The sequence below is a fragment of the Actinophytocola gossypii genome (genome assembly GCF_025165815.1).
In the GTDB taxonomy this organism is placed as follows: domain Bacteria; phylum Actinomycetota; class Actinomycetes; order Mycobacteriales; family Pseudonocardiaceae; genus Actinophytocola; species Actinophytocola gossypii.
Genome location: NZ_JAFFZE010000026.1, coordinates 17,879 through 39,545, shown reverse-complemented (window position 1 = coordinate 39,545; position 21,667 = coordinate 17,879). Strand labels below are relative to the sequence as shown.

The 21,667-nt window shown below is 68.8% G+C and carries 14 protein-coding genes and 3 pseudogenes; 13 read left to right on the top strand and 4 right to left on the bottom strand.

Annotation, left to right across the window (positions count from 1 at the left end; translation table 11 throughout):
• The first annotated feature begins 92 nt into the window (after positions 1-92).
• From cas7g to JT362_RS31250, 6 genes and pseudogenes are all read left to right on the top strand, one after another.
• On the top strand, positions 93-1,289 hold the full coding sequence (cas7g, locus tag JT362_RS31270; protein WP_260195467.1) for a type I-G CRISPR-associated RAMP protein Csb1/Cas7g: 1,197 nt from the start codon (positions 93-95) through the stop codon (positions 1,287-1,289).
• Position 1,290: 1 nt separating this feature from the next.
• Positions 1,291-2,814 carry a type I-G CRISPR-associated protein Csb2 gene (csb2, locus tag JT362_RS31265; protein ID WP_260195466.1) on the top strand — a complete coding sequence of 508 codons (1,524 nt, stop codon included), beginning with the start codon at positions 1,291-1,293 and terminating at the stop codon, positions 2,812-2,814.
• Complete coding sequence (gene cas3g, locus JT362_RS31260) at positions 2,811-5,564, top strand: type I-G CRISPR-associated helicase/endonuclease Cas3g (RefSeq protein WP_260195465.1); 2,754 nt, start codon at positions 2,811-2,813, stop codon at positions 5,562-5,564. The genes csb2 and cas3g overlap by 4 nt, the downstream gene beginning before the upstream one ends.
• Positions 5,561-6,550: a hypothetical protein gene (locus tag JT362_RS31255; RefSeq protein ID WP_260195464.1), complete on the top strand. Its 990-nt coding sequence runs from the start codon at positions 5,561-5,563 to the stop codon at positions 6,548-6,550. The genes cas3g and JT362_RS31255 overlap by 4 nt, the downstream gene beginning before the upstream one ends.
• 175 nt (positions 6,551-6,725) lie before the next feature.
• Positions 6,726-6,977, top strand: a pseudogene (gene cas2 / locus JT362_RS35690) (CRISPR-associated endonuclease Cas2); the annotation flags it as partial.
• Between the two features lie 564 nt (positions 6,978-7,541).
• The gene (locus JT362_RS31250; RefSeq protein WP_260195463.1) at positions 7,542-7,931 is read left to right on the top strand and encodes a hypothetical protein; all 390 of its coding nucleotides are present in this window, start codon (positions 7,542-7,544) and stop codon (positions 7,929-7,931) included.
• 429 nt (positions 7,932-8,360) lie between these two features.
• On the opposite strand, the gene JT362_RS31245 is transcribed toward JT362_RS31250, so the two are convergent.
• Together JT362_RS31245 and JT362_RS31240 are read right to left on the bottom strand one after the other, a co-directional pair.
• Positions 8,361-9,335, bottom strand: coding sequence for a hypothetical protein (locus tag JT362_RS31245; RefSeq protein WP_260195462.1), 975 nt, complete (start codon positions 9,333-9,335; stop codon positions 8,361-8,363).
• Between the two features lie 212 nt (positions 9,336-9,547).
• Positions 9,548-9,673 carry a hypothetical protein gene (locus tag JT362_RS31240; protein ID WP_260195461.1) on the bottom strand — a complete coding sequence of 42 codons (126 nt, stop codon included), beginning with the start codon at positions 9,671-9,673 and terminating at the stop codon, positions 9,548-9,550.
• A 358-nt stretch (positions 9,674-10,031) separates the two neighbouring features.
• Between JT362_RS31240 and JT362_RS31235 the strand changes: the two genes are divergently transcribed.
• Positions 10,032-13,937 (top strand): restriction endonuclease, encoded by a 3,906-nt coding sequence (locus tag JT362_RS31235; protein ID WP_260195460.1) that lies wholly within the window; start codon positions 10,032-10,034, stop codon positions 13,935-13,937.
• A gap of 492 nt (positions 13,938-14,429) precedes the next feature.
• Here the strand turns inward: JT362_RS31235 and JT362_RS31230 are convergent, their stop codons facing one another.
• Positions 14,430-14,693: a DUF1883 domain-containing protein gene (locus JT362_RS31230; RefSeq protein WP_260195459.1), complete on the bottom strand. Its 264-nt coding sequence runs from the start codon at positions 14,691-14,693 to the stop codon at positions 14,430-14,432.
• Positions 14,694-14,777: 84 nt separating this feature from the next.
• Here JT362_RS31230 and JT362_RS31225 point away from each other — a divergent pair.
• Positions 14,778-14,939: pseudogene (locus JT362_RS31225) on the top strand (IS30 family transposase); the annotation flags it as partial.
• Positions 14,940-15,103: 164 nt separating this feature from the next.
• Here JT362_RS31225 and JT362_RS31220 read toward each other — a convergent pair.
• The gene (locus tag JT362_RS31220) at positions 15,104-19,018 is read right to left on the bottom strand and encodes a hypothetical protein (RefSeq protein ID WP_260195458.1); all 3,915 of its coding nucleotides are present in this window, start codon (positions 19,016-19,018) and stop codon (positions 15,104-15,106) included.
• Between the two features lie 376 nt (positions 19,019-19,394).
• Here JT362_RS31220 and JT362_RS31215 point away from each other — a divergent pair.
• From JT362_RS31215 to JT362_RS31195, 5 genes and pseudogenes are all read left to right on the top strand, one after another.
• Positions 19,395-19,669: pseudogene (locus tag JT362_RS31215) on the top strand (RNA polymerase subunit sigma-24); the annotation flags it as partial.
• 275 nt (positions 19,670-19,944) lie between these two features.
• Positions 19,945-20,133: a hypothetical protein gene (locus JT362_RS31210; RefSeq protein ID WP_260195457.1), complete on the top strand. Its 189-nt coding sequence runs from the start codon at positions 19,945-19,947 to the stop codon at positions 20,131-20,133.
• Between the two features lie 316 nt (positions 20,134-20,449).
• Positions 20,450-20,680: a hypothetical protein gene (locus JT362_RS31205; protein WP_260195456.1), complete on the top strand. Its 231-nt coding sequence runs from the start codon at positions 20,450-20,452 to the stop codon at positions 20,678-20,680.
• 188 nt (positions 20,681-20,868) lie between these two features.
• Complete coding sequence (locus tag JT362_RS31200) at positions 20,869-21,039, top strand: hypothetical protein (protein WP_260195455.1); 171 nt, start codon at positions 20,869-20,871, stop codon at positions 21,037-21,039.
• A 129-nt stretch (positions 21,040-21,168) separates the two neighbouring features.
• Positions 21,169-21,642 carry a DUF6933 domain-containing protein gene (locus tag JT362_RS31195; protein WP_260195454.1) on the top strand — a complete coding sequence of 158 codons (474 nt, stop codon included), beginning with the start codon at positions 21,169-21,171 and terminating at the stop codon, positions 21,640-21,642.
• Positions 21,643-21,667: the final 25 nt, after the last annotated feature.

Genomic DNA, 21,667 nt, shown 5'->3' with positions numbered 1-21,667 from the left:
ATCTGTGGTGGTCGTTGTAGCGTCCTGGCTCTGATTCGCGATGGTGATACGTGACTGCGGCTCGACGGTGATGTGGATGACGGGAGTTCTGAGTGGTATCGAGGTTGGGGTTGGCGGACCTGTTGAGCGCGTCTACCTCTGGTGGTGCGAGTTGCCTGACGGCGGTCACTGATCTGGCGCCGGCTGTGGGGGCGCACGCGTCTGTGGCACCGGCGAAGTTCGCTTCGCGGGTTTCACCGCAGGGGACGTATGCGTATGAGACCAGGTATGACAAGGGTGTCGCCCGTGACGTCGTACTGATTGACTCGAAGCAGTCGCAGCTTAACCGGGTTGAGGAGGCGCTGTCTGCGGCGATCGTGGATGGGCACGAGACGTTGGTCCGGGTTCCGCGCATGGTGGTGTCTTACGAGTCGGCGGAGTACACGGATCTGGATTTGCCACATCGGGCCTTTGATGGGCATTTCCGGGCGGGGTTCATCGATGGGAAGCCGGCGACACAGAATGACAGCTATCGCCGGATTCGTGACGCGAATCCGGGCAACGCGCTCGCGTTGTTGGAGAACAGCCCGGCGAGTTTGGTGTTCGGTGCGTGGGATTCCAGTCGGGCGGCGCGGCAGGGGCGGTGGCGGAGCATCCTGGTGGGGGAGATCATCGGGTTTTGTGAGGCGCCGTCGGGTTTGCCGGAGCTCAAGGGTGGCGCTCGGGTCGACCCGCATGGGATGCAGGTTCAGCTGACTGGTGCGGCGTTGAAGGCTCTTGCGGAGCGGCAGCGGGAGGAGTTGAGCAAGAAGACCTTCGACAAGGTGGTCAAGGCTGCGAAGGGCGAGAAGCTGGTCAGCGCCTCCGCGGTGGGGCTTGGGGGTATTCCGCCTTCGTTGGAGACCCTCGCCGGTGTCGCGTGTGAGTCGATCACGCGGTCGCATGTGTTGAGTTTCGCGGCGTTGCGGCAGATCCGGTTCGGCAAGGGGCCGGAAGGAGACAGTGCTTGCCGGGCGCTGCTTGCGGCGCTGGCGCTGGCCGGGCTTGCCCGGTCGGACGCTGAACTGGTCCTGCGGGCGAACTGTGACCTCGTGGAGGCCGGCCCTACTCGGGTGGTGCAGCATGAGCGGGCCGGTCAGTCCCGCGAGTTCGCGTCGTTGTCGGTAGAGGACGCCGACGCGCTGCTTGCGGCGGCGCTCGACCACGCCGAGCGCACCGCGGAGGTGGTGTGGGATGGGGTGACACTGCGGTTCGAGGGTGACCCGGCGATTGGTGCTGGAGCGGTGGACGACGAGAGCAATGGGGAGTGACGTGCCGTTCTCTGTGGTGGCCCGTCTGCCGCTGGGCACCTATCGAGGGCATCGTGCGGATGGCTCGCCGGACCAGGTTCCGTCGGTGGCGCGGTTGTACTCGGCGCTCCTGTGTGCGGCGGGATTCGGTCCTCGTGCTGTGCCTGGTGATGATGGTTGGGAGCCCTGCGACGAGGACGTCGTGGCGCTGCGGTGGTTGGAGGACAACCCGCCGGATGAGGTGTCTGTTCCGGCGCTGCGGGCCAGCCGGCGGGACGCGGTCGCGTACCGGCAGGACGGTACGATTCGTGGTTCGCGGGGTGCCAGGACGCTGCGTCGTTTGCCCAAACAGGAGGCTGTCACTGCGGTGGGCGGCCCGTTCGTGTGGACCTGGCGGGAGCATCCGCCGGAGCTGGTGGTGGAGGCCTTGCGGGCGTTGTGCCCGGATGTCCCGCATTTGGGTGCCGCCGAGTCGCCGGTCGTGCTGACCGTCAGCGAGGACGACGTCGTATCCACGCATCGCCGTGCGGCTGATGCTGGCGTGTTCGACCACGCGCCGGGCATGAGCGTCGACGTTCCTGTCGGGGGTCGGCTCATGGAGTTGAGGGCGGCGCATCGGGCGGAGCGGACGGGTGCGGTGGGTTCGGATCGGGCGGGGACCGATGAGCGTTCACGAAGCGTGGCGCCGCCTCGTGGGGCTGTGCGACCGGCTCGCTACCGGGATCTCGCGGTGCCGGCGGCCGAGGTTCCGTGGTCGGAGGTGTTGGTGTTGCCGCTTGAGACGGCGGTCCCGGCACGCGATCGCGTCCGATGGGCTGTGGCCGCGCACCGCGCGCTGATCCGGGTGCTGGATCAGGACGCGCCACCGGTGCTCACCGGTGTCTACCCGGCCGGTGCGCGTCGTCCACCAAATCGGGTCGCGCTGCATCTGCTGGATGCGAGCATGCCGGTCGATCTTCCGGGTGGCGGAAGGTCGGCGCTGGCGGTGCTGATACCGCGGGGTGTTTCGGAGGCGGAACGGGACGCGGTGTACCGGGCGGTGGGTGCGATCAGGGCGCTGCGTCGTGGTCAGGTGGTTTTGCCGGTGGTCGGAGGACCGGAGGTCAGGGCGGGGGATCGGTTCTGGCGGGAACCGGGGGTGGGGCGGGTGCGGCTGTGGCGCCCCGACCCGGCGGCGGTCCCGGACACGCGGGGCTGGAAGGGATGGACGTTCCTGCACGCCGCGCTGCTGTCGGTCGGGTTCGTGTGGCAAGGCACCGGGATCGCCCGCTCGTCCGGTCGTGGTGCGCAGCGCGACGAGGCGATCGTGGAGGCGGTCAACGCGGCCGGGGTCGCGGTCGTGGATGTCGCGGCCGTGCGCAGCAGCCGACCCAGCGACTTCGTGCACCACTTCAACGAGCATGCGGTAGTGCGGCCCTACACAGCGACGCTGACGCTCGGTGATCTCGGCACGCTCACGACGGTGCTGGCGATCGGGCAGAGCAGGCATCTCGGCGGTGGGTTGCTCGTTCCGGCCGATCACGATGAGGGGACGGTGTTGGGTTGATCCTGGAGCGCGGTGACTTCGCCGAGTTCTTCGCCGCGGTCCACGACCATCGGCCGTTCGCGTGGCAGGAGCGGTTGCTAGACACGGTGCTGGCCGAGGGCTGGCCGGACACGATCGACGCGCCGACCGGGGCCGGAAAGACCGCCGCGATCGATGTGCACGTGTTCGCGCTCGCCTTCGCCGCGCTGACCGGTCGACCACTTCCGCCGCGTCGGCTGGTGATGGTGGTGGGGCGGCGGGTGCTGGTGGACGACCAGTACGAGCACGCCCGTGCCCTGCGGGACCGGCTGCGCGACAGCACCGCGCCTGACATCGTGCGGCGGGTCGCGGCCGGACTGCGGTCGCTCGCGGGACCCGCCCCGCAGGACGTGCTGACCGTCGCTCGCCTTCGTGGTGGGCTGCCGCCGTCCCGGCGCTGGGTGGACCACCCGCAGGCCGCGGCCGTGCTCTGCGCGACACCGGAGATGTGGGGGAGCCGGCTGTTGTTCCGCGGCTACGGGTCTTCGTCCCGGGCGTGGCCGAGGGAAGCGGGACTTCTGGCGGCAGACACGGTGGCGGTGGTCGACGAGGCCCACCTCGCCCGGCAGGTTCTGCGCACCGCTCGGCGGGTGGCGGAACTGGTGCCGGTTGCCGAGGGTGACACGTCGTGGCTGTCGCCGCTGCGGGTGGTGGAGACGACCGCGACCCCGGTCGCCGCCGCCGGGCGCCGGGTCGGTGTGGATGAGGAGGACCTGGCCCGCGACGAGGTGCTCGCGCAGCGGATGCTGCGGCGGAAACCGGTCACGCTCGTGCCGTGCTCGGACTGGAACCGGTCGTCCGTGGTGGGAGAGCTCGTGCGGCGGGTGGCGGCGCTGCGGGCTGAGGGGGACCGGACCGTCGGGTGTTTCGTCAACTCCGTGGAGCGGGCTGTGGCGGTCACCCGCCGGTTGCGGGAGACCGAAGGGTTGACCGTGGCGCTGATCTGCGGGCAGGTCCGCCCGATCGACATCGCCCGGTTGGACGCGCGTTATCCCGGAGTGCTGTCGACCCGGGGGAACGACGAGGTCGACGTCCTGGTCAGTACCCAGTCGCTCGAGGTCGGAGCCGATCTGGACTTCGGCGGGATGGTGACTGAACTGGCCTCCGGGTCCGCGCTCGCCCAGCGCGCCGGGCGGGTCAACCGGCTCGGGACACGGGAAACCGGGCCCATATCGGTGATCGTCCCGGACGCCGAGATCAGGACCGACGTGCGGTCAGGCCCCTACACCCACGACGACCTGGCCCCAGCGCTGGAATGGCTCGCGCGGCGCGCCGAGGATCGAGACGGGCTGGCCCCCTGGGCTCTACGCGGCGACCCGCCCCCGTCGGCGAGCCGACGCCGGCCGCTCTGGCAGCGCCCCGAGCTGGGGCACGTGTGGCACTGGGCGCGCACCAACGACGAACTGGCCGCGGCACCGGAGCTGGATCTGTGGCTGTCCGAGGACTTCGAACCGGACAACGCGGTCGGTGTCGTGGTCCGCGACGAACTTGTGTCCCCAGTCGTCGACCCCGTGACGCTGGTCCGGTACCTGCCGCCACGCCGCCACGAGGTGTTCGGCACGCCGCTGCGCACCGCCCGCGCCGCGTTGACCGCGGCCGACCGAGACAGCCGACTCACCGGCGTGCTCGTGCGTGGTGACGAGGTGGACGAACTCGACTGGACCGAGACCGACGACGGACGCCGCCCTCATCTGCGCCCCGGCGACATCGTGGTTCTGGACAGCTCCACTCGCCTGTTCACCGCATCCCCCACGCACGACGAGCACACCACACCCCAGGTCGTCGTCCCGCTCGGATGGAACCACGACACCCACACCGCCGAGGACGTCCTGGAAGCACCCGCCGAGCTCAACCGGAACGTACCCCCCGGCGACGTGGTCCACCGGATCACCGTCCCACCCGGCGGCGACCTCCACCGAGCGTTGACCCCATCCGACGAGGAGCCCGCCGCCGACCCGCGGGACGTCGTCACAGAGTTCCTCGCCACCGACACCACGGGCATGGCAGCGGAGGCGTACCGGCTGCTCACCGGACCCGCCGCCGATCCCACCCACGTGGTCGTCCTTCCCGACCTCGACAGCCCCGGCCTGGTCCTGGTTCTCGACGGACGCCGCGCCACCTCCGACGACGACGTCCCCCAGCCCCCCATCCGCAGGCTGGTCCTCCTCGACAACCACCAGCGAGACGTCGGCGACCGTGCCGCCGAACTGGCAGGCCGGCTCGGTCTGCCCGACACGATCCGGGACGTGCTGTATCTGGCCGGACTCCACCACGACGACGGCAAATACGACCCACGCTTCCAAACCCGGTTGGGCGCCCCCAGCGACACGATCCTGGCAAAGAGCCGTAGCACAGTCGGCCCGGTGACCTTGCGGCGCCGGCACGACGCGAGCGGGCTGCCGCCACGATGGCGACACGAACAGCGGTCGGTCGTACACTCCTGGCCCGAACTCGCCACCGACGCCACCGACGGCGCGGACCGCGACCTGGTCGCACGACTGATCGGCACCAGCCACGGCCACGGCCGCACCGGATTCCCCCACGCCGCGACGGATCTGCTCAACACAGCCGACTCCCCGGAGACCAAACAACAAGCTGCTGACCTGTTCGACGAGGGGGAATGGGACGACCTCATCGAACGCACCCACCACCGATACGGGGTGTGGGTCTGTTCGTTCCTCGAAGCCGTGCTACGCGCCGCCGACGGCCAGATCTCCGCGGAGGGCAAGTGACCACATTCGTGCTGACCGGAGCCGACCCGCTCGTCCTTGTCCACCACCTCGCCTTCTACGGCCTGGCCGACATCCTCGCCGAGGACGGGATCGGTGACCTGCGTCTGCACTGGAACGCGGACCGTCCCGTCCTGACCGGCACCCGCCTCGACGACAACCGCGTCGACCAAGCGATCCGAACCCACCTCGCCAACCGACGCACATGGGTGAACCGCGAGTACGGCGACAAGCGAGGACTGATGAGCCCCCGCCTCTCCACGCTCAAGGACCGGCAGGCCTGGGAACAACTCCAGGACGCCCGCCACGACGTGCTCGACAAGCTGACCAGCGCCCAAGCCTGGTCGGACCTGCGGTATCTCGCCGCGCTGGGCGAACCCTGCTACTGGAGCACCTACCGAGGCGACCCAAGGCAGGACGACGGAGCGAGCCGCTACGAGATGCAACCCCGCAACCGCGGTTCCGAGTTCGTCGGCAACCGCCTCCGCCCGCTTGCCGCGCGGCTGCCCACCCGCACTCCCGGCCAACTCGCCGCCGGCGTCGCCGGCGAGATCGTCCACGACGAACTCGGCGGCAAACCCGACAGCGTGACCGCCACCGGCCTGACCACGCCCGGCCCCATCGACAACGCGCTCGTCTGGTGCGCGCTGTGGGGGATCGGTCAGCTGCCGGCCGCCCCACGGGTCAACACCGCCGCCCACACCAGCGGCCACCTCCGCCACGGCCGCCGAGAATGGTTCGTCGCCCCCGTCTGGGACGGACCCTGGCGACCAGCCCGGCTCCGCTCCATCCTCGCCTCAGCTGCCCTCCGCGACGCCGCGATCCCAGACCCACCGAACGACCTCACCGCCGCGGCAGCGAAAGCCTGGCTCCGCGACCGCGGCGTACGCGGAGTCGCCCGATTCCCCATCCATCGGTTCGGCAGCGACAACGCCCCCGAACGCCGAGCCCTCCGCGCCGACCCGATCCCCATCACGAGGCCAGCGTGAACCGAGAACCCATTCCGATCAGCCTCGTCGCACACCACGTCTTCTGCCCGCGCCGTGCCTGGCTGTAAGCGATGGGCGAGACGACCGACACCCACCAGGTAGCTGTCGGCGTCGCCACTCACCGGGCCAGCGACGACCCCGCCCGGTCTCGGCCCGGCACGCCTGCTCCGTCGACGTGGCTAGTCGTGGATGGAACGCAGAGCCGGTACCGAGGCGTGACAATCCGGTGAGCGACACGGTCCACCGCTACATCCTTGCCTACGACGTTACGTCGGACACCCGGCGAACACGAGTGGCGAAAACACTCGAATCATACGGGACCCGACTGCCGTACAGCGTCTTCCTCATCGACGCCAAACCCGCCAAAATCGTCCGCCTCAAACTCACCGTCACCACCCAACTCGACCAGACAACCGACTCACTCCTGATCTGCGACCTCGGTCCCCTTGAAGGACGGCGACAACCACCGGATCGAGTTCCTGGGGCCTCGACGACCCGTAACAACCCACGGCCCACTGGTCCTATGATTGCGAACCCTCCGTCACCGCGAAAACCACGGCCAGCCCTCGCATACTATTTGTTCGGGCAGAGCACCTGTCCGACCCGCAATCCGCCAGTGAAGATCATCGACGCCCGTCCCAACCGACACCTCTCGCGAGCGCTCACGAAACCGCAGGTCAAATGGGATCAGATCTGGACCCTGTCGCCGTCCGCGCCGGGACGGCCCTTCATCGAGGCAAGTTCCTCGACGACGTCCCCCAGCTGTCCGGCGGCACGTCGCCGTCCCCGCCGGGACGGCCCTTCATCGAGCAAGCAAAGGTCTCGCGCGTCGAGGCCGGCGCAAGGGGTCGCCGTTCCCCGCCCCGACGGCCCTTCATCGAGGCCCGCAGATCGCGGAGGCGTTCAACGCCGGTCATGTGTCGCCGTCTCCGCCGGGACGGCCCTTCATCGAGGCCACATCCAGCTGGCCTCCGACGCCGACCTCAACGAGTTGCTCGCCGTCCTCGCCGGGGCGGCCCTTCATCGAGGCGTCAAGAACGGCGAGCTGTGGGAAGTCGAAGCGACGGCCTCGGCGCGCACGCGACAGCCCGACGAGCTGGTGTCTATCAGCGCTGAGGTTGCCGCGAAGGGCGTGATGCTCGTGCACGGCACTCCGGCGGGCCAGGCCATCCTGGCGGACCGCCTGCGCAAGCGTGGGCAGCAAGTGGTGTCCGCCGGCGAATGGACATCCGTCGGACTGCTCGACGAGACGGTCATCCACGGACTCACCGGTAGCTTCGACCTCCCCGAGCTGCTGACAATGGGGCTGCGTGTTGTCTGGCACGAGGCTGTGTCGCCCGTGCGTGTTGTCGCTGCATTGGGTTCCTCCGTCCATCCGTAGCAACCGGACGGCGGCGCTTTGGTGCGACTCGGTCGGTCAAACCGTGGATGAAGGAGAAGGAGAAATCGGGAGAGTTCACTATGTTGTTAGTGGAGTAAACTGCATTCAACGGGTCTGAACTGTCCTGCATCGCGCAGGGGATTCTCTTTCCCGCTGGTCCCCTGTGGGCAAGACCTGCCAAGCCCAAGCCGGCCGCGCTCCGGATCCTGCGTGGTGACCGAAAGGATCGGATCAACGACGCCGAGCCGGTGCGCACGGCGGCGGCGAACTCCTCCGCCTCGGCCGTGGTCGCGACCATCGGGTCTGCCGAGGGCGAGGTCGGCGACGGCCGGGAGACCGCCTCCGGCCCCTGACCAGGAAGTACACTGACGCCCGACTGCGCAGGGCTGGACGCGCCAGCGGGACACGCAGGCGACGTCCAGCGTCACATCAGAGGTCTGTGCCAGGGCCGCGACTGAAGACAACTCCGGGCACCAGTGCTCCGTGGAGCAGATTCTGGGGTGAGGGCAAGGACGCCGATCGGTACGCGCCGTCAGCGAACCGGAGCTTTGGGCCAGGAACCCACATCGTGGGCCACGGGTTGGTCCCACGGAGAGCTGACAAGTCGAGGCCTTCCTCGGACGTCGGCCAGATGCGGACAGTTTCACTGGTCGCCTCTAGCGGGTGCTCGATCGGCCAACCCGGGTGGTAGACCAGGGTCACCTCGCAGAACTTCAAGCAAGCCCGCTTCATCATGAACCGAGTCTCCCGCCCGTCAGCGATTACGATCGGTAGGAACATCACCGGCGGGTCGCTGATCGCCGGAACCGCGGTGTCTGAGCGGCGAGCGAACCAGACCGAAAGGCCACCCGGCGGGGACTCGCCGGTCACCATCCACGAGTACAGGTCATCCGGCACCTGCCGGAGGTCCCACCGTTCGGGCGAGACGCCGACCGCAGAGTCCACAGTCTCTTCGTGACTCAGCAGCAGCATCGTCTTCAGCCACCACAATCCGAACAGGCCGGCTTCCTCCGGGGTGAGTACAACCATGCCGAGGGTGTCGATCACCTTGCGGATGATGGGCTTCGGGTGCTGTTCGAAGCGCCGATTCAGTTCGCGGTTGCAGGGTTCGCAGCAGGGTGTCTGGACCGTGGGGATGGAGGCATATCCTCGACGGTGACCGTCTCTCTTGAGTACCGCTTTGCCGTTGATCTCGCTGTGGTACGGCCCCTCATGCTCGGCAAACATCTCCAGCAGCCACATCGGCCACGCGTGTTCACCCAGCCGCGAAGACGGCCGCTCACGGCAGAAGACGCACACGGAGTCCGCGAACTTCCTTTTGCTCATGACCGCAAGTCTGCCGGACACCGACCAGCACCGGGACGGTGTTTCGAGCGGGTCACCGAGGAGGGTGACGATGGGCAAGCGAGGACCGGCACCCAAGCCGACCGCGCTGCGGGTCCTGCACGGCGACCGGAAGGACCGGATTAACGACCTCTACATCGGCGAGACACTCCGCGCCGGGTCATCGCCCGCTACCTGCCCGGCCCCACTTCCGGCTCGCCCCAACGGTCAGCGGTCCATCCCCCGACCGCCCGCCGCGCACCCGGCAGCGGCAGCGCCGACGACATCGGCCTCTACATCTTCACCGCCGCCGGCCTGCGCGAGATCGCCATCCCGCTCCCCGCTGGCTCCAGCATCGACGGCATCACCCTCGCGCTGACCGTCGCCGGCCGCACCATCGAGGCGTTCTTGGACAACACCCTCGTCCACACCTCACCACCACCGACCGTTCCGGCACCACTTCGGCCCCGTCCGAAGCGGTTACCATCGCCACCGCGCCCCTAGTGCCGCCCGACCTGATCGGGCAACTGATCTACGGCGACAAGGTCGTCGCCAACAGCATCACCGCCGATCGGCTCGCGGTCGGAGGCCGCGCTGCGGCAGGGGCTGATCCTGCTCGAACTCCTCGGGCCACGTTAACGAGGAGCAGAACGTCAACGACGACACCCGAGCGATGACGACGCTGGCGAACGCCTCACCGCCGGGATCGACGGTTTGACCGGCACCGGCACCACGTCGTCATCTGGTTCCGTCGGTGCGTCTGCTTATGCTTGCGCGATGATCGATGGGGTTGTCGGGCCGGATACCGAGCCGACGTTGCTGCCCACTCCGTTGCTGGAGCCTGGGCCGTTCGAGGACTTCACTGACCGGTTGTTGAGTGCGCACCGCTTCTGCGTCGGCCCGGTCCGCAAGGTCGTCGAGGTGGAGCGGTGGGGACGCCGTGGTGACGGGCAGCAGGGGGTCGATCTCGTCGGGAAGTTCAGTGACGGCGCGACAGCTGCGTGGCAGTGCAAGCGCTACGCCAAGCTGACCCCGGCGGACGTGCGCGGGTTCGTGTCCGACTGCTCGTACCCGGCCGACAAGTACTACTTGGTGTGCTCCGGTGAGGCGTCTGCGTCCGTGAGGGCCGAGATCGCGAAGCACCCGCACTGGGCTTTGGTGGATCGCCGAGGGCTGGGGCGGATGCTCGACGAGCTCCCGCTGCACAAGAAGCGTGATGTCCTCGACCAGACGTGGGGGAGCGCCACGCGGAAGCGGCTTCTCAAGGTGCCGGGCGAGGACGCCTTCCTGAGCCTCGCCGCGTTCACCGAGGCCCGGGAGAACCCGCTCCGGGTGCCCAACGACTGCGGACTTCGGGTGGGCAGGCAGTCGGAGTTGCGGGACCTCGATGAGGTCCTCGATGTCGACGAGTCACAACCGGCGGTCGTCCTGGTCACCGGGCCCGGTGGTCGGGGGAAGACCAGGCTGCTGGTCGAGGCGCTGACCGCGTTCGAAGCGGCTCATCCGGAGGTGCCGGTCCTGTTCGCCTCGGCCGGCTACCGGTTCGACCGCGCCGCGCTGGGTGAGCTACCCCAGACGCCGGCTGTGGTGGTCGTGGACGACGCGCACCAGGACCCGGAGGCACTCGCGCCCTTACTCGCCTATGCAGAGACCGTGCCTGGCACCCAGCTCGTCCTCGGTGTCAGGCCGTCCGGCGCACAGGTCGTACGCGCGCAGGTCGCGACCGCCCGGTTCTCGCCTGCGGACGTGCGCGAGGTGGTCGTGGGCGAATTGTCGAAGCGTGAGGCCACGGCTCTGGTCGCATCGCTGACCGAGGGCCTCGATGTCCCGTGGACCGGGCGTGCGTACTTCGCGAACCAGGCGGTGCACAGTCCCCTGGTGGCGGTTGTGGCGGCCCACCTGATCCGTCGTGGGGAGCTGACAGCCCCGTTGGCTGTGGACGCCGGTCTTCGCGGGCAGGTCCTCACTCGGTACCAGGAGTTGGCGCTCGACGACATCGACGTGCCCGCACGCCGGGTGCTGGCGGTCTACGCAGCGCTCGGGAACGTCGTCGACGACGACGAGGAGGTCCGCGCGCACATCGCCCGGTTCTGCGGTCTCGATCCCGTCGTCGTGCTCCGGTGGGTGGCGCAGCTGCGCGACCGAGGCGTTCTGGTGTCCCATCACGGTGGCACACAGGTCACCCCGGATGTGCTCGCCGACTACGTCCTGGAGCAGGAGTCTGTGGCGGACGGACGCGACACCGGGTTCGCGCGGCAGCTGTGGCAGTCGTTCGGAGAGCGGCACGCCGGCCGGTTGGTGACCGAGCTCGCCGAACTCGACTGGCGGTTGCGCCGGCAGGACGGTCCGTCCGTTTTCGCGAGTGTGTGGGAGAGCGTACGTGCCGAGATCGGGGAAGCCGACCTGGACGGCGTTGCCAGAGCACTCAGCAGGATCAGCGGACTGGCTGTCACCCAACCGCACCTGCTGATCGACGTGCTCGAGGCCGTGCGTGCCCGGCCGGACACCTCGGCGACGGATGACCTCAGGGCACAACGAGTCCGGAGCACACTCGCCGACCTGTACGGGAAGTGCGCCACAACCGATCCCGACCTCCTCGAGACCGCGCTGGACGCCCTGTGGTCGCTCCGGTGCCTCGACTCGCGGTTCACCAACAGCAACACCAACCGTGCTGAGCGGGTGATAACCGACGAGCTCGCGAATCTCGGCACTCTACGACACGCTTCCTTCCCGAACCGCATCCTCGGCCGCGTCGAGATGTGGCTCGCCGAACCCAAAGGGGTGGAATCACCGTTGTTCGCGGTGAAACCGTTCCTGGAGAAGGACGGCCACCGAGCGGTCCAGGAAGCCCGGCTGAAGCTCGGCTTCAGGACTTATCACGTGAGCACGTCGTGGGCGCGGCCAGTCCGGGACCACATCAGGACGATCCTCCTGACCGCGGCGACGGGCGACGACCTCGGTCGCGCGGGTGACGCCGTCCGGCTTCTCGCTGTCGCGATCCGCCCACCGCAGGGCGGGTTCGGAGACACACCGCTCGACGACGAGGTGCTGGGATGGGAAGACGACGATCTCGCGACCATCGTGACCCTCACCGAGGTAGCCTCCGGAACCGGAAGTCCGGTGATCCGCAGGCTGGTCCGCGAGTCCGTGGCGTGGACGGCGGAACGGGCGAAGTCGCTCCACCTCCGTCATGCCGCGCTGGTCCTGGTGACACGGCTCGACGACCACGGTGACGACCTCGCCCAGCTCGTCGTGGACACAGTCCACTCGATCGGCACACGCAAGACGGCCCCGGTTCCCACGATCGAGGAACTCCACGCTGCCGACCTCGCGCGCGCGGCGGACGCGGCCGGTCTCGACGACCGTCAACGTCGGGAACATGACCTGCGCAGGGCCCGCCGCAGACGAGAAGACAAGCAAGCCCAGGTCGAAGCCCTCACCGCCCGGGTTGTGGAGACCGTCGGTGATGACGGCGGCCTAGCACGGCTCGTGCGCGACCTCGACGACCTGCTCCGGCAGGTGCGGCTCGCGGCGCCCGCCCGCGGTGTCACTCCGCTCCTGCTGTGCCGGTTCGCCGACCTCCGGCCCACCCTCACAAGCGATCTGGTGCACAAGGTCGCCTCAGGCCCTCCCGGCCCCCTTGACCAGCACCTCCCCTCCCTGCTGTGCCGATGGGCCGACAGCGACGAAAGCGCCTTCACCGAGTGGCTCGCGGGGTTCGACAACCGCCGCCACGAGGTGAGGGAGGCAGTGGCGGACGCATTCGTCATGGCGGAGTGGGCGACCCGTCCCGGAACGTTCCGCGACGTCCACCGGAAGGGAAGCAATGACCCCGACCCCGCGCTTCGGGATCGGTTCCTCCTCGGTGCTCACCCGCTACTGGCAGCGAACCCCGCCGCGGTGGCGCCTCACCTGCTCCGGGCCGGGATCACGTCGCTGACCACCCAACGGCTCCTGGAACACGCCAGCGAGTACGACGGAGCGCAGTGGGGGCAAGGACTCGGTCGAGAAGCCGCGCTCGCGGTCCTGGACCTGGTCGACCACTGCGGATGGTCGGACTACCTCGTACAGCAGATCGCAGGTGGTGTTGCCGACACGCACCCGGAACTCGTCCTCGATCGCCTGGCCGCGCTCGCCGAGACCCGAGACTCCGCGCCGTACGATTCCGACGGCATCCCCGACGCCTTCGACCGGCACTCGGATGTGCTGGCGGGGTGGTTGGTCACGACTGCCGTGAGAAGCCCTGTCGCGGCGTACTCCGTCGCCGGAGTGGTCATGTCTCATGGCATGACCGAGAACCAGGCTCGATCGCTCGATCACATCATTGAGACCGTCGACACGAAGACCCTCGCCGCTCTGGCTTGCGCGTTGAACGTTGTGGAGGGGTGGCCGCTCTACCATCCCCGCCTCGCAGACCGCGTGTTCAGCGCGGCCAGGCTCGCGGACCGGGCCACCGCAGACACGATCCGGCAGCAGGTCACGTCGGCGATGCGACCGTCGCACTGGGGCTGGTCCGGAGGGGTGTCTGAGGAGCTCAACCGGTATCGAGCCGCCGCGGACGAAGCCTTGACGGGCGAGTACGAGAACGACGATCTGCGTCACGCGGTCCAGGCCACCCGCGACTGGCTCGACGACGAGATCCGCGGCCTCGCTGCTCGCTACGACGAGCTAGAGAACGAGTAGGAATCAGCGCGTGGCGTAGGTCTTGGCCGTACCGGTGGAAGCGGCGTCCTCGACCTACGGATGTGCTCGTCGAACGTCGGCACTCGGGGACGGTCGGCGGGATCGGATCGGTCGTCAGATCGGCCGGGTCGACGTTATTACCACAGCCCGAGCCAGTGCTCAGCCGCCCGGCAAGTTCGAGCCGAGATGACCTGGGGAAGCTGTGGTGGCGCCGGCCGAGTACCGGACAGCCGCATCCTTCGCAGCGCCATGCGGGCACCGGACCGGGCGGCGGGGTCAGGCGGTGATCTGTTGCCGAGGCTGAGGTAGGGAGGGGAGGGGACAACCATGCGTCGTGCGTTTGGACGGATGGCCCGTGGTGTGGCTCGTGCCTTCGGCCGCCGTGCCGCTGGCGGACGCCGTGGCCGCATGTCCGGCACCTGATCATGTAGCGCGTGGCGACGAGCAGGGTGTGCCCACGTTCTCGGCACACCCTGCTCGATCACCACACGTTCACCCGAACGGGCCGTCGAGCCAATACTTGATCTCGCCTTGATTGCTGTCGATCACGAGATACCAGAATCCGTCGTAGGGAATCTCCAGCCCGACGGGACTCGACTCCCAGAAGCCGCCATGGAACTCGTACTCGTCACCATCGAGGTACGCCTGATAGTTGTCGGCGTCCATGAGACAGACCCTGCCTGTTGGGCCGCGCAGCTCCAGCTCGAACTGAGCGCCGCCCGCGCACGACCCGATCTCTCTGCAGTGGTGTTCCATGCGTCCCTTTGTAGCGGCGATCGGTTGACGGCGAAACGGTGGATTCAACTGGTGGACGCAACACCCTGATCGAGAGGTGGAGCGATGGCCGGTGAGTCGAGGCAGAGGCAGGTTCGGGAGTACCGAGGACAGTTGCCGTCGCCGGGCCGGCCGACTGTTGCCTGGCGCGAGGACCGCGTGAGGTTCTGGGGTGCGATCACTACCGGCGTGTTGACCGACGAGGCATCAGGAGTGGCCGGGGTAGCGGTAACCAGGTCTCGAAGACCGAGCCGTTGATCGTTTTGCCGTTGCGGGTGTTTCGTGTGTTTGTGCTGGTGACGATATGGACGTCGGGTCACTGAGCGGCTCGGGACCGCTCCTGTCTCAGCAGCCGCAGGCGGAATATGGTCGGCCGCACCCTCATGCAACTGTCATGACCGAGGACCGAGGTCCGGGACGACGCCGCGGATCTCGGTCTCGAAGACCGCGACGTCGTTCTGGATGGCGACGACGAGCGCTCCGTCCTCGCCGAGCGCGATCCCGCGGCACGCGTCGGGCAGCCTGATTTCGTCCACGGCCGCGCCGGTGGCCAGGTCCCAGACGCCGAGAGGACCGCGATAGCCCGCCGCGAGCACGACCGGTCTCCCTCGACGCAGGCCGGACGCGAGGTACTGGATGTGGTCGCCACCGCTCTCGATGGTGCGCAGGGTTCGTTGTGCGCCCGCGTCCCACACCCGGATTACTCCCTGCGCCCCCACAGTGATCACCGTGGTCAGACCACCGACGACGCAGGTTGTGGCCGCCTGCGACGCCGGTGGTTCCAGCGTGGCGATCAGCGTGCCGTCCAAGAGGTCCCAGACGGCCCCGGTGAAGCCGTCGTCGGACGCCCTCCGGCTACTCAGCACTACGGCGGCCGGCCGGCCGGCCACGAGGAGCAACGCGATTCTCGCCGGTACGTTCGCTGTCGCGTCGACCTTGTCCGCAGGTGTCGCGGCGGGGGCACTCACGTCGATCGCGCGTCCGACGGTCCTCCCCGAAACGGGGTCGTGGAGCTGCACCGCCCGGTGGGAGGACCCCAAGGCCACCACGGGTCGCCCACCCCACCGCGCCATCGCTCCGGCCGACACGTGCGCTGGTCCGGAGGCGTACTGCCGGGAAGCCCGCAGGGGCCGGCTGGCGGGCTGGAGGGTGATCAGCGAGCCGGTACCGAGGTTGTGCACCTCCGCGAACCCGATGCCCGCCAGTACCGCGACAACCTCTCCGAAGGACTCCTCGAGACCGACGAAGTTGCAGAAGTTCACGGGAGCGCGTCCGACTACGCGGTGTCCTCGGAGGTCCCAGACGAACGCGGTGTCGTCGAGGGCGGCGGAGACGGCGAGGCGGTGTGGGCCCCGGTCGAGCACGGCCATCTCCAGGATGTGCATGCCGTGCCCGGGGGTGGGATCCCCGACCTGCTGCTCAGCCAGTGTCAGGTCCCAGAGCCGAACGGTGCCGTCCCAGCCCCCACCGGTCACCGCTGTCGGACGGCCGTCCACCTCCACGACGGCCACGGCCTGGGTGCCTTGGGTGTGACCGGCCAGCGGTTTGCCGACCCGTCGCCACTCGAGCAGATCCCACACGAGCAGTGTTGTGTCCTCGTCGTCCGGTCCCGGCGAGTTGTGCCCGGACGACGTCACCGCGACGGGACGGCCGGCGATCTCGGTGACGGCGATGCCGGACACCGACCACCCGTGGTCGGTGCGGGTCTCACCGATCTGACTGCGGAAGGAGAGGTCCCAGAGCTCCACCGCGCCGGAGCCGTCGCCCGTCCCCGTGATGGCAACGGGCCGCCCCGCCACCTCGGTCACCGCGAGCTGGAACACAGATTCCGCACTGGTCATCGCCTGGCCCGTTTCGCGCAGACCGTCCAGAGTCCATGTCCGTATCTCGGTCCACCCGCCGGTGACCACGACGGGAACACCGTGCAGCTCAGCGAACGCCAGGGCCTGCAGCCGCTTGCCCACCGGGCCTGCGACGAGGCGGTGTGTGCGCAGGTCCCACGCGTTCATCCCTTCCCAGCTGGTGGCCAGGACCAACACCCGCCCGTCGTGCTCGACCACCGCGACGGCAGTGATCGAGTCGCTCTTACCGGTGGTCCACTCGGCGACCATGCTCGCGGCGAGGACGTCCCACACCTGCACCTGGTTCCGCCCGCCGACGACCGCCATCAGACGGCCGTCGAGCGTGGTGAGTGCGAGGGCTGGCGACTGGTAACTCGACCACGGCAGGCCACTGATCACGCTGCCGATCGGGCGCTGATCCGCCACGTCCCACAAACGCACTCGGCCACCCTCGCTGCCGCTGACCGCGATGGCCCGGCCCTCGAACGTGCCGGCCGCGATCGAGCTGACGTTGCCCTGCTCGGCCCGCAAGGTGGCGAGCAGGGCGCCGTGCTGGCGGGCTCCGGTGGAGAAGGTCACCGGCCAGATCGACTCGCGTGCGAACTGTTCCCGCAGGTCGTGCGCTCCGAGCCGGGCGGCGTCGAGCGCGAGCACCTGCGCACGTGCGCTGGGAGCGAGACTCCGGTGGTCGGCACTGGACGCCCGGTAGCAGGCGACCGCGAGGCGGCCGTTCGTCGTCACCGCCTTGTGCAGGACGGCGAGCAACGGGCTCGGATCGGCGTGCACCAGGAACCCGCCGTCCGTGAGCAGGTCGTCCAACACCCCGGCACGAGCGGCATGGCCCGCGAGCTGCGTACGGACGTAGGAGTCCGCCGCTTCCCAGTTCCGCCGAGAGCCCTGCTCGGGAACCGTCCGTACCAACGTCTCGACGACCGCCCGGTGCGGAGCGGCGACGGCGCAGTTCTCCCGCAGGTGCTCATCGAGAACCTCGTGGTAGAGCCGGTAGGTCGGCGAGCCGTCGACACGGGTCTCGGTCTCGATCAGGTACGAAGCGGCGGAGTCGAACACGCGCGCAAGGTCGGCGGCGGACGCGTCGTAGCCGGGCGTGAGGGCCTCGGCGAGCCGCACCCATAGATCGTTGCGCGGCAGACCGCTTCCCCTCGCGAACGCCAGGGCGGTGAGCACACGCTCGACCAGGCCCCGGTCGGGTCCGAACGCGTCGAGGTATTTCTCCATCGCCTCGCCGACGGTCGTGGGCAGCGCCTCGTCCAGGTCCGCGCTGGCAACCGGTGTACCGGGCAGCAGCAGCCAGCGACTGGTCAGTTGTGCGACGAGGAAGTTGTGCCGGGCGCGCGTGGCAACGGTTTCCGCGATGTCGCGCAGGGCGGCCCCGTCGCGGTAGCGGCCCTCGGTGTCGTCACCCGCGAGGCGGCTGGCGACGTACTCGGCGATGTCCTCGCGTCGCAGAAAACGCTCCGACTCCAGGTCCAGTACCGGTGTGGAGCGTCCCCACACCCGGTGGACGCGGGCGCGCAGACTGCCCGGCGGCGCCGTGCGGACACCAACCACGACGCGGGCCACGCCCGCGACGGCCAACTCGGCCAGCAGCCGCGCGATCCGCACCGACTCCTCCGCCGTGACCGCCTCATCGAGCGCGTCGCACAGCACCGTCACCGCCCGACCCGCAGTCTCACGCCGGTCCCGGAGTGCGACCAACAACTCGCCCGGATCGGCGGCGGTCACGTCCGACAGTGCGGCGAGCCACTCGACAACATCGTCGAAGGCGAAGCCCTTCAGGTGTAGCGCGATGTCGACAGTCCCCGGAGCGGGCCGCGGGCCACCGGTGGGAACGCGCGGTGCCCACCGGGCGTCCGCGCCGACGAGCACGTGCGCGAGCACCGCCGACTTGCCGGTTCCCGGACCACCGGTGACGACCAGCAACGGTGGACCGGCCTCGAGCCAGGCACACAGCTCCCGGCGGGCCTCGGTCCGCCCGGTGAAGTACCACGATCCGGTGTCCGCCTCGACCTCCGAGCCACGAGCCCGCGGCAGCCAGTGCGTGCGCAGAGCCGGGTCGTGGTCGAGACGCCACCCCAGCAGATCCCGCAGCCACGGCCACGGTTCCAACAGGTTCGCAAGCGGGTACACACCGGTCTCACCGAGCAGACCTACTACGGCGTCGACGTCGCGGTCGAAGACCGGTGTCCCAGCGAACCCTGCGCCAGAAGGCCCCTGGAATTCCCGGACAGCGAACCAGGGGCCGGCGAGACCACCGAGAACGCCGCTCGCCGCGATGACCTCCGCCTCACGAAACCCGTGCACGGTGAACTCGTGGCCATCGCACAGAACCGGCGCGGCCAGCGGTGCGGCGACGACGTCGAGAGGTTCGGACAGCTCCAACACCGTCGCCGCCGCACAGCGCGATAACACGGCCGCACGCAGCCCCGCGACGCCTCCGAACGGCATGTCGACCCGCACCTGCCCAGGCGATCCGAGGACCAGCACTCGACGCGGATCCAGGAGGACGCCGGCCGTGCCGTCGGAAAGACGCGCCAGCCAAGACGGCCTCTGGGCCGCACGGCTACGAGAAGACGGGGACCAACGGGCCCCGAGATGAAAGTGAACGCCGCCGGAGATCGACCCGGCCTGCACCAGATGCCCGAACACATCACCGGACACACTGTTGACGACCTGATCAGGGCCCCCATCGTTCATAAATCGACCTTAACGCGGGCTGCACCCAACGACCGCCTCCCATGGCCAAATCGCGGAATCAAAGAAGTTGCGACCCAGTCCGCACCGCCAGATACCCAGTGGCTCGTCTCGTTAGGTTGACCCTGGGTACGACGAACTGCCCCTCCTCACCGACAGCCCGGTCGTGTGCCTCAACCGCGCAGTGGCCGTCGGCGAGACCGACGGACCCCACGCCGGCCTGGCCGCACGGGCCGACGTGCCCCCGACCTACCCGCCACAGCGCGGCGACGGCATACCTCCACGAACGCGCCGGCTACCTCACTCCACGCCGCCGACCTGTACGTCGAGGCCGCCCGCGCCGCCACCTGCCAGCCGGAACGCGACCACCTCACCCGCGAAGCCGCCCGCGTACGGCAACTGCGCGGCCGTGAACCCCTGATCCGCGCGCTTGGTCTAGGGCCGAGCTGCGCAAGATCGGCTGTGGTGCGGAAGATCCCCTACACGTCCGTAGGTGGCAGGACGCTGTTCCTTCATGTCTCGGCGCCGCGTGTACCGGATGGCCGGCCGGTCCCCGTGGCCGTGTTCTACCACGGCAGCGGCTGGGTGAAGGGGAGTTGGCGGCAGTTCCGTCCTCAGGCTGCGCGCCTCGACGCGCTGGGCATGCTCACCGTCCTGGTCGAGTACCGCACCGAGGGCCCATGGCTGCGACCGAGGACGCGGTGGCCGCCATGAACGCGGTCTTCCAGCGGGCGCCGGACCTCGGCGGCGACACCGAGCGCGTCGTCGCGCTTGGGGGTCGGCCGGGGGACACCTGGCACTGGCGACGGCCGTGCTCGACCTGCCGAACACGGATCCCGGCCACCGGCCCGCGGCCCTCGTCCTGTTGAACCCGCTGACGAGGACGACCGGTGAGTTCCCGGACGGCCTCGGCAGGAGGCACTTCGCCGATGACGATCACGCACTGCGTTACTCGCCGCTGCGGCACGCCGGCACGGAAACCCCGCCAGCGCTGGTCATGCACGGGAACGAGCCAGTTCGACGCCTTCGTCGCCTATCACTCCGAGGACGCGGCCGCAGTGCTCGACGTGTGCCAGGTACTGCGCCGCCACGGCGGGTACCCGTGGCTCGACATCGAGCAGCTCCGGCCGGGCACGCTGGTCCAGACCGGCATCCAGTCGGCCCTCCGGATGGTGCGCACGACTTGTGGTGTTCGTCGGCCAGCGCGGCCTCGGGCGGTGGCAGGAGCTGGAGGTGTGCGCCTCTATCGACCGGTGTGTCGCCGACCAGGTCAGCGTGCTGCCGATGCCGCTGCCGGGAGTCGCCGACCCGCCGCCCGAACTCCTGTTCCTCCGGCAGTTCAGCTTCGTCCGGTTCCGGAAGCCAGTGTTCGAGGCCGAGCCGCTGCGGCGGCTGGTCGACGCCGTCACCGGCTGACGCGGCACCCTCGGGCACCGCATCGTCATGTGTGGCTGGTCAGGCGATATGGGCAGGGTACTACGCGGGCGTGTGGGACTGTCTGTGATGGATTTCAGCTGGCTGAGTCTCAACCGCGCCCTGAACATGTCGCCCGTCGGCATGACAGGACGGTTGCTCTGGACCTGGTGGTTGACGAGGCTTCCCGCATGACCGATACCGAGCGACTACAGCAGATGATCGACGAGCTGCGTCGGATGCGTGAGGGCTGTGAACCCAAGTCGAACCAGAACCCAAGGTATCTTCGTTACTCGAATGCCATCAGCGCGATGCGGTGGATCATCGATGACCATGCCGAGGAACAGGCGAATCGTCGTTGACTAACTCTGTGACTTTCACCAGTCGTGTGCCATGCGGCCCTGTTATGCGCTCGTCATCATGAGCGGGCGTCGAGGGTGGCGGGGGAGTCAGGCTGTGCGAGCGGCGAACTTGGGTAATGCATTCTTGACGTGGGGGTACGCCGCCGTGTGGTTGTTGCCGTCGATCCCGCGTCTCGGGGCACGACGTTGCTGGGTCCGTGGTATGCCACGGTCTTGTTCTGGCGGCCTCGGGCTGCCCTGCTGGTCAACGAGATGACGTTGCTCCCCGTGCTGCTGCCCTTGGCACCTACGGCGACCCTGACCAGCAGGATCGCGGAGCATATCAGCACAGCGCTGACCGTCCACCAGGCTCCCGCCGCGTTCGTAAACCAGGAACGGCAGCACATGCGGACCGCTCAGTTCGGTGTTACCGCGAACCGCAGCGTAGTGGGCGTCATGACCGAGTTCGCCCGTCTCGCCGATATTCATCACCACGACGATCCCGCCGTGGACCTCGTTGAACTCGCGATCCGGCTGGCCGCGACCCCTTGCAGCCCGCTCTACAGCAGAAACATCAGCCCGGACCGTGAACTGATCGCCACCTTGCAGGCGATCACCTCCTGATGCCGAGCGCGCCACCAGGCACGTT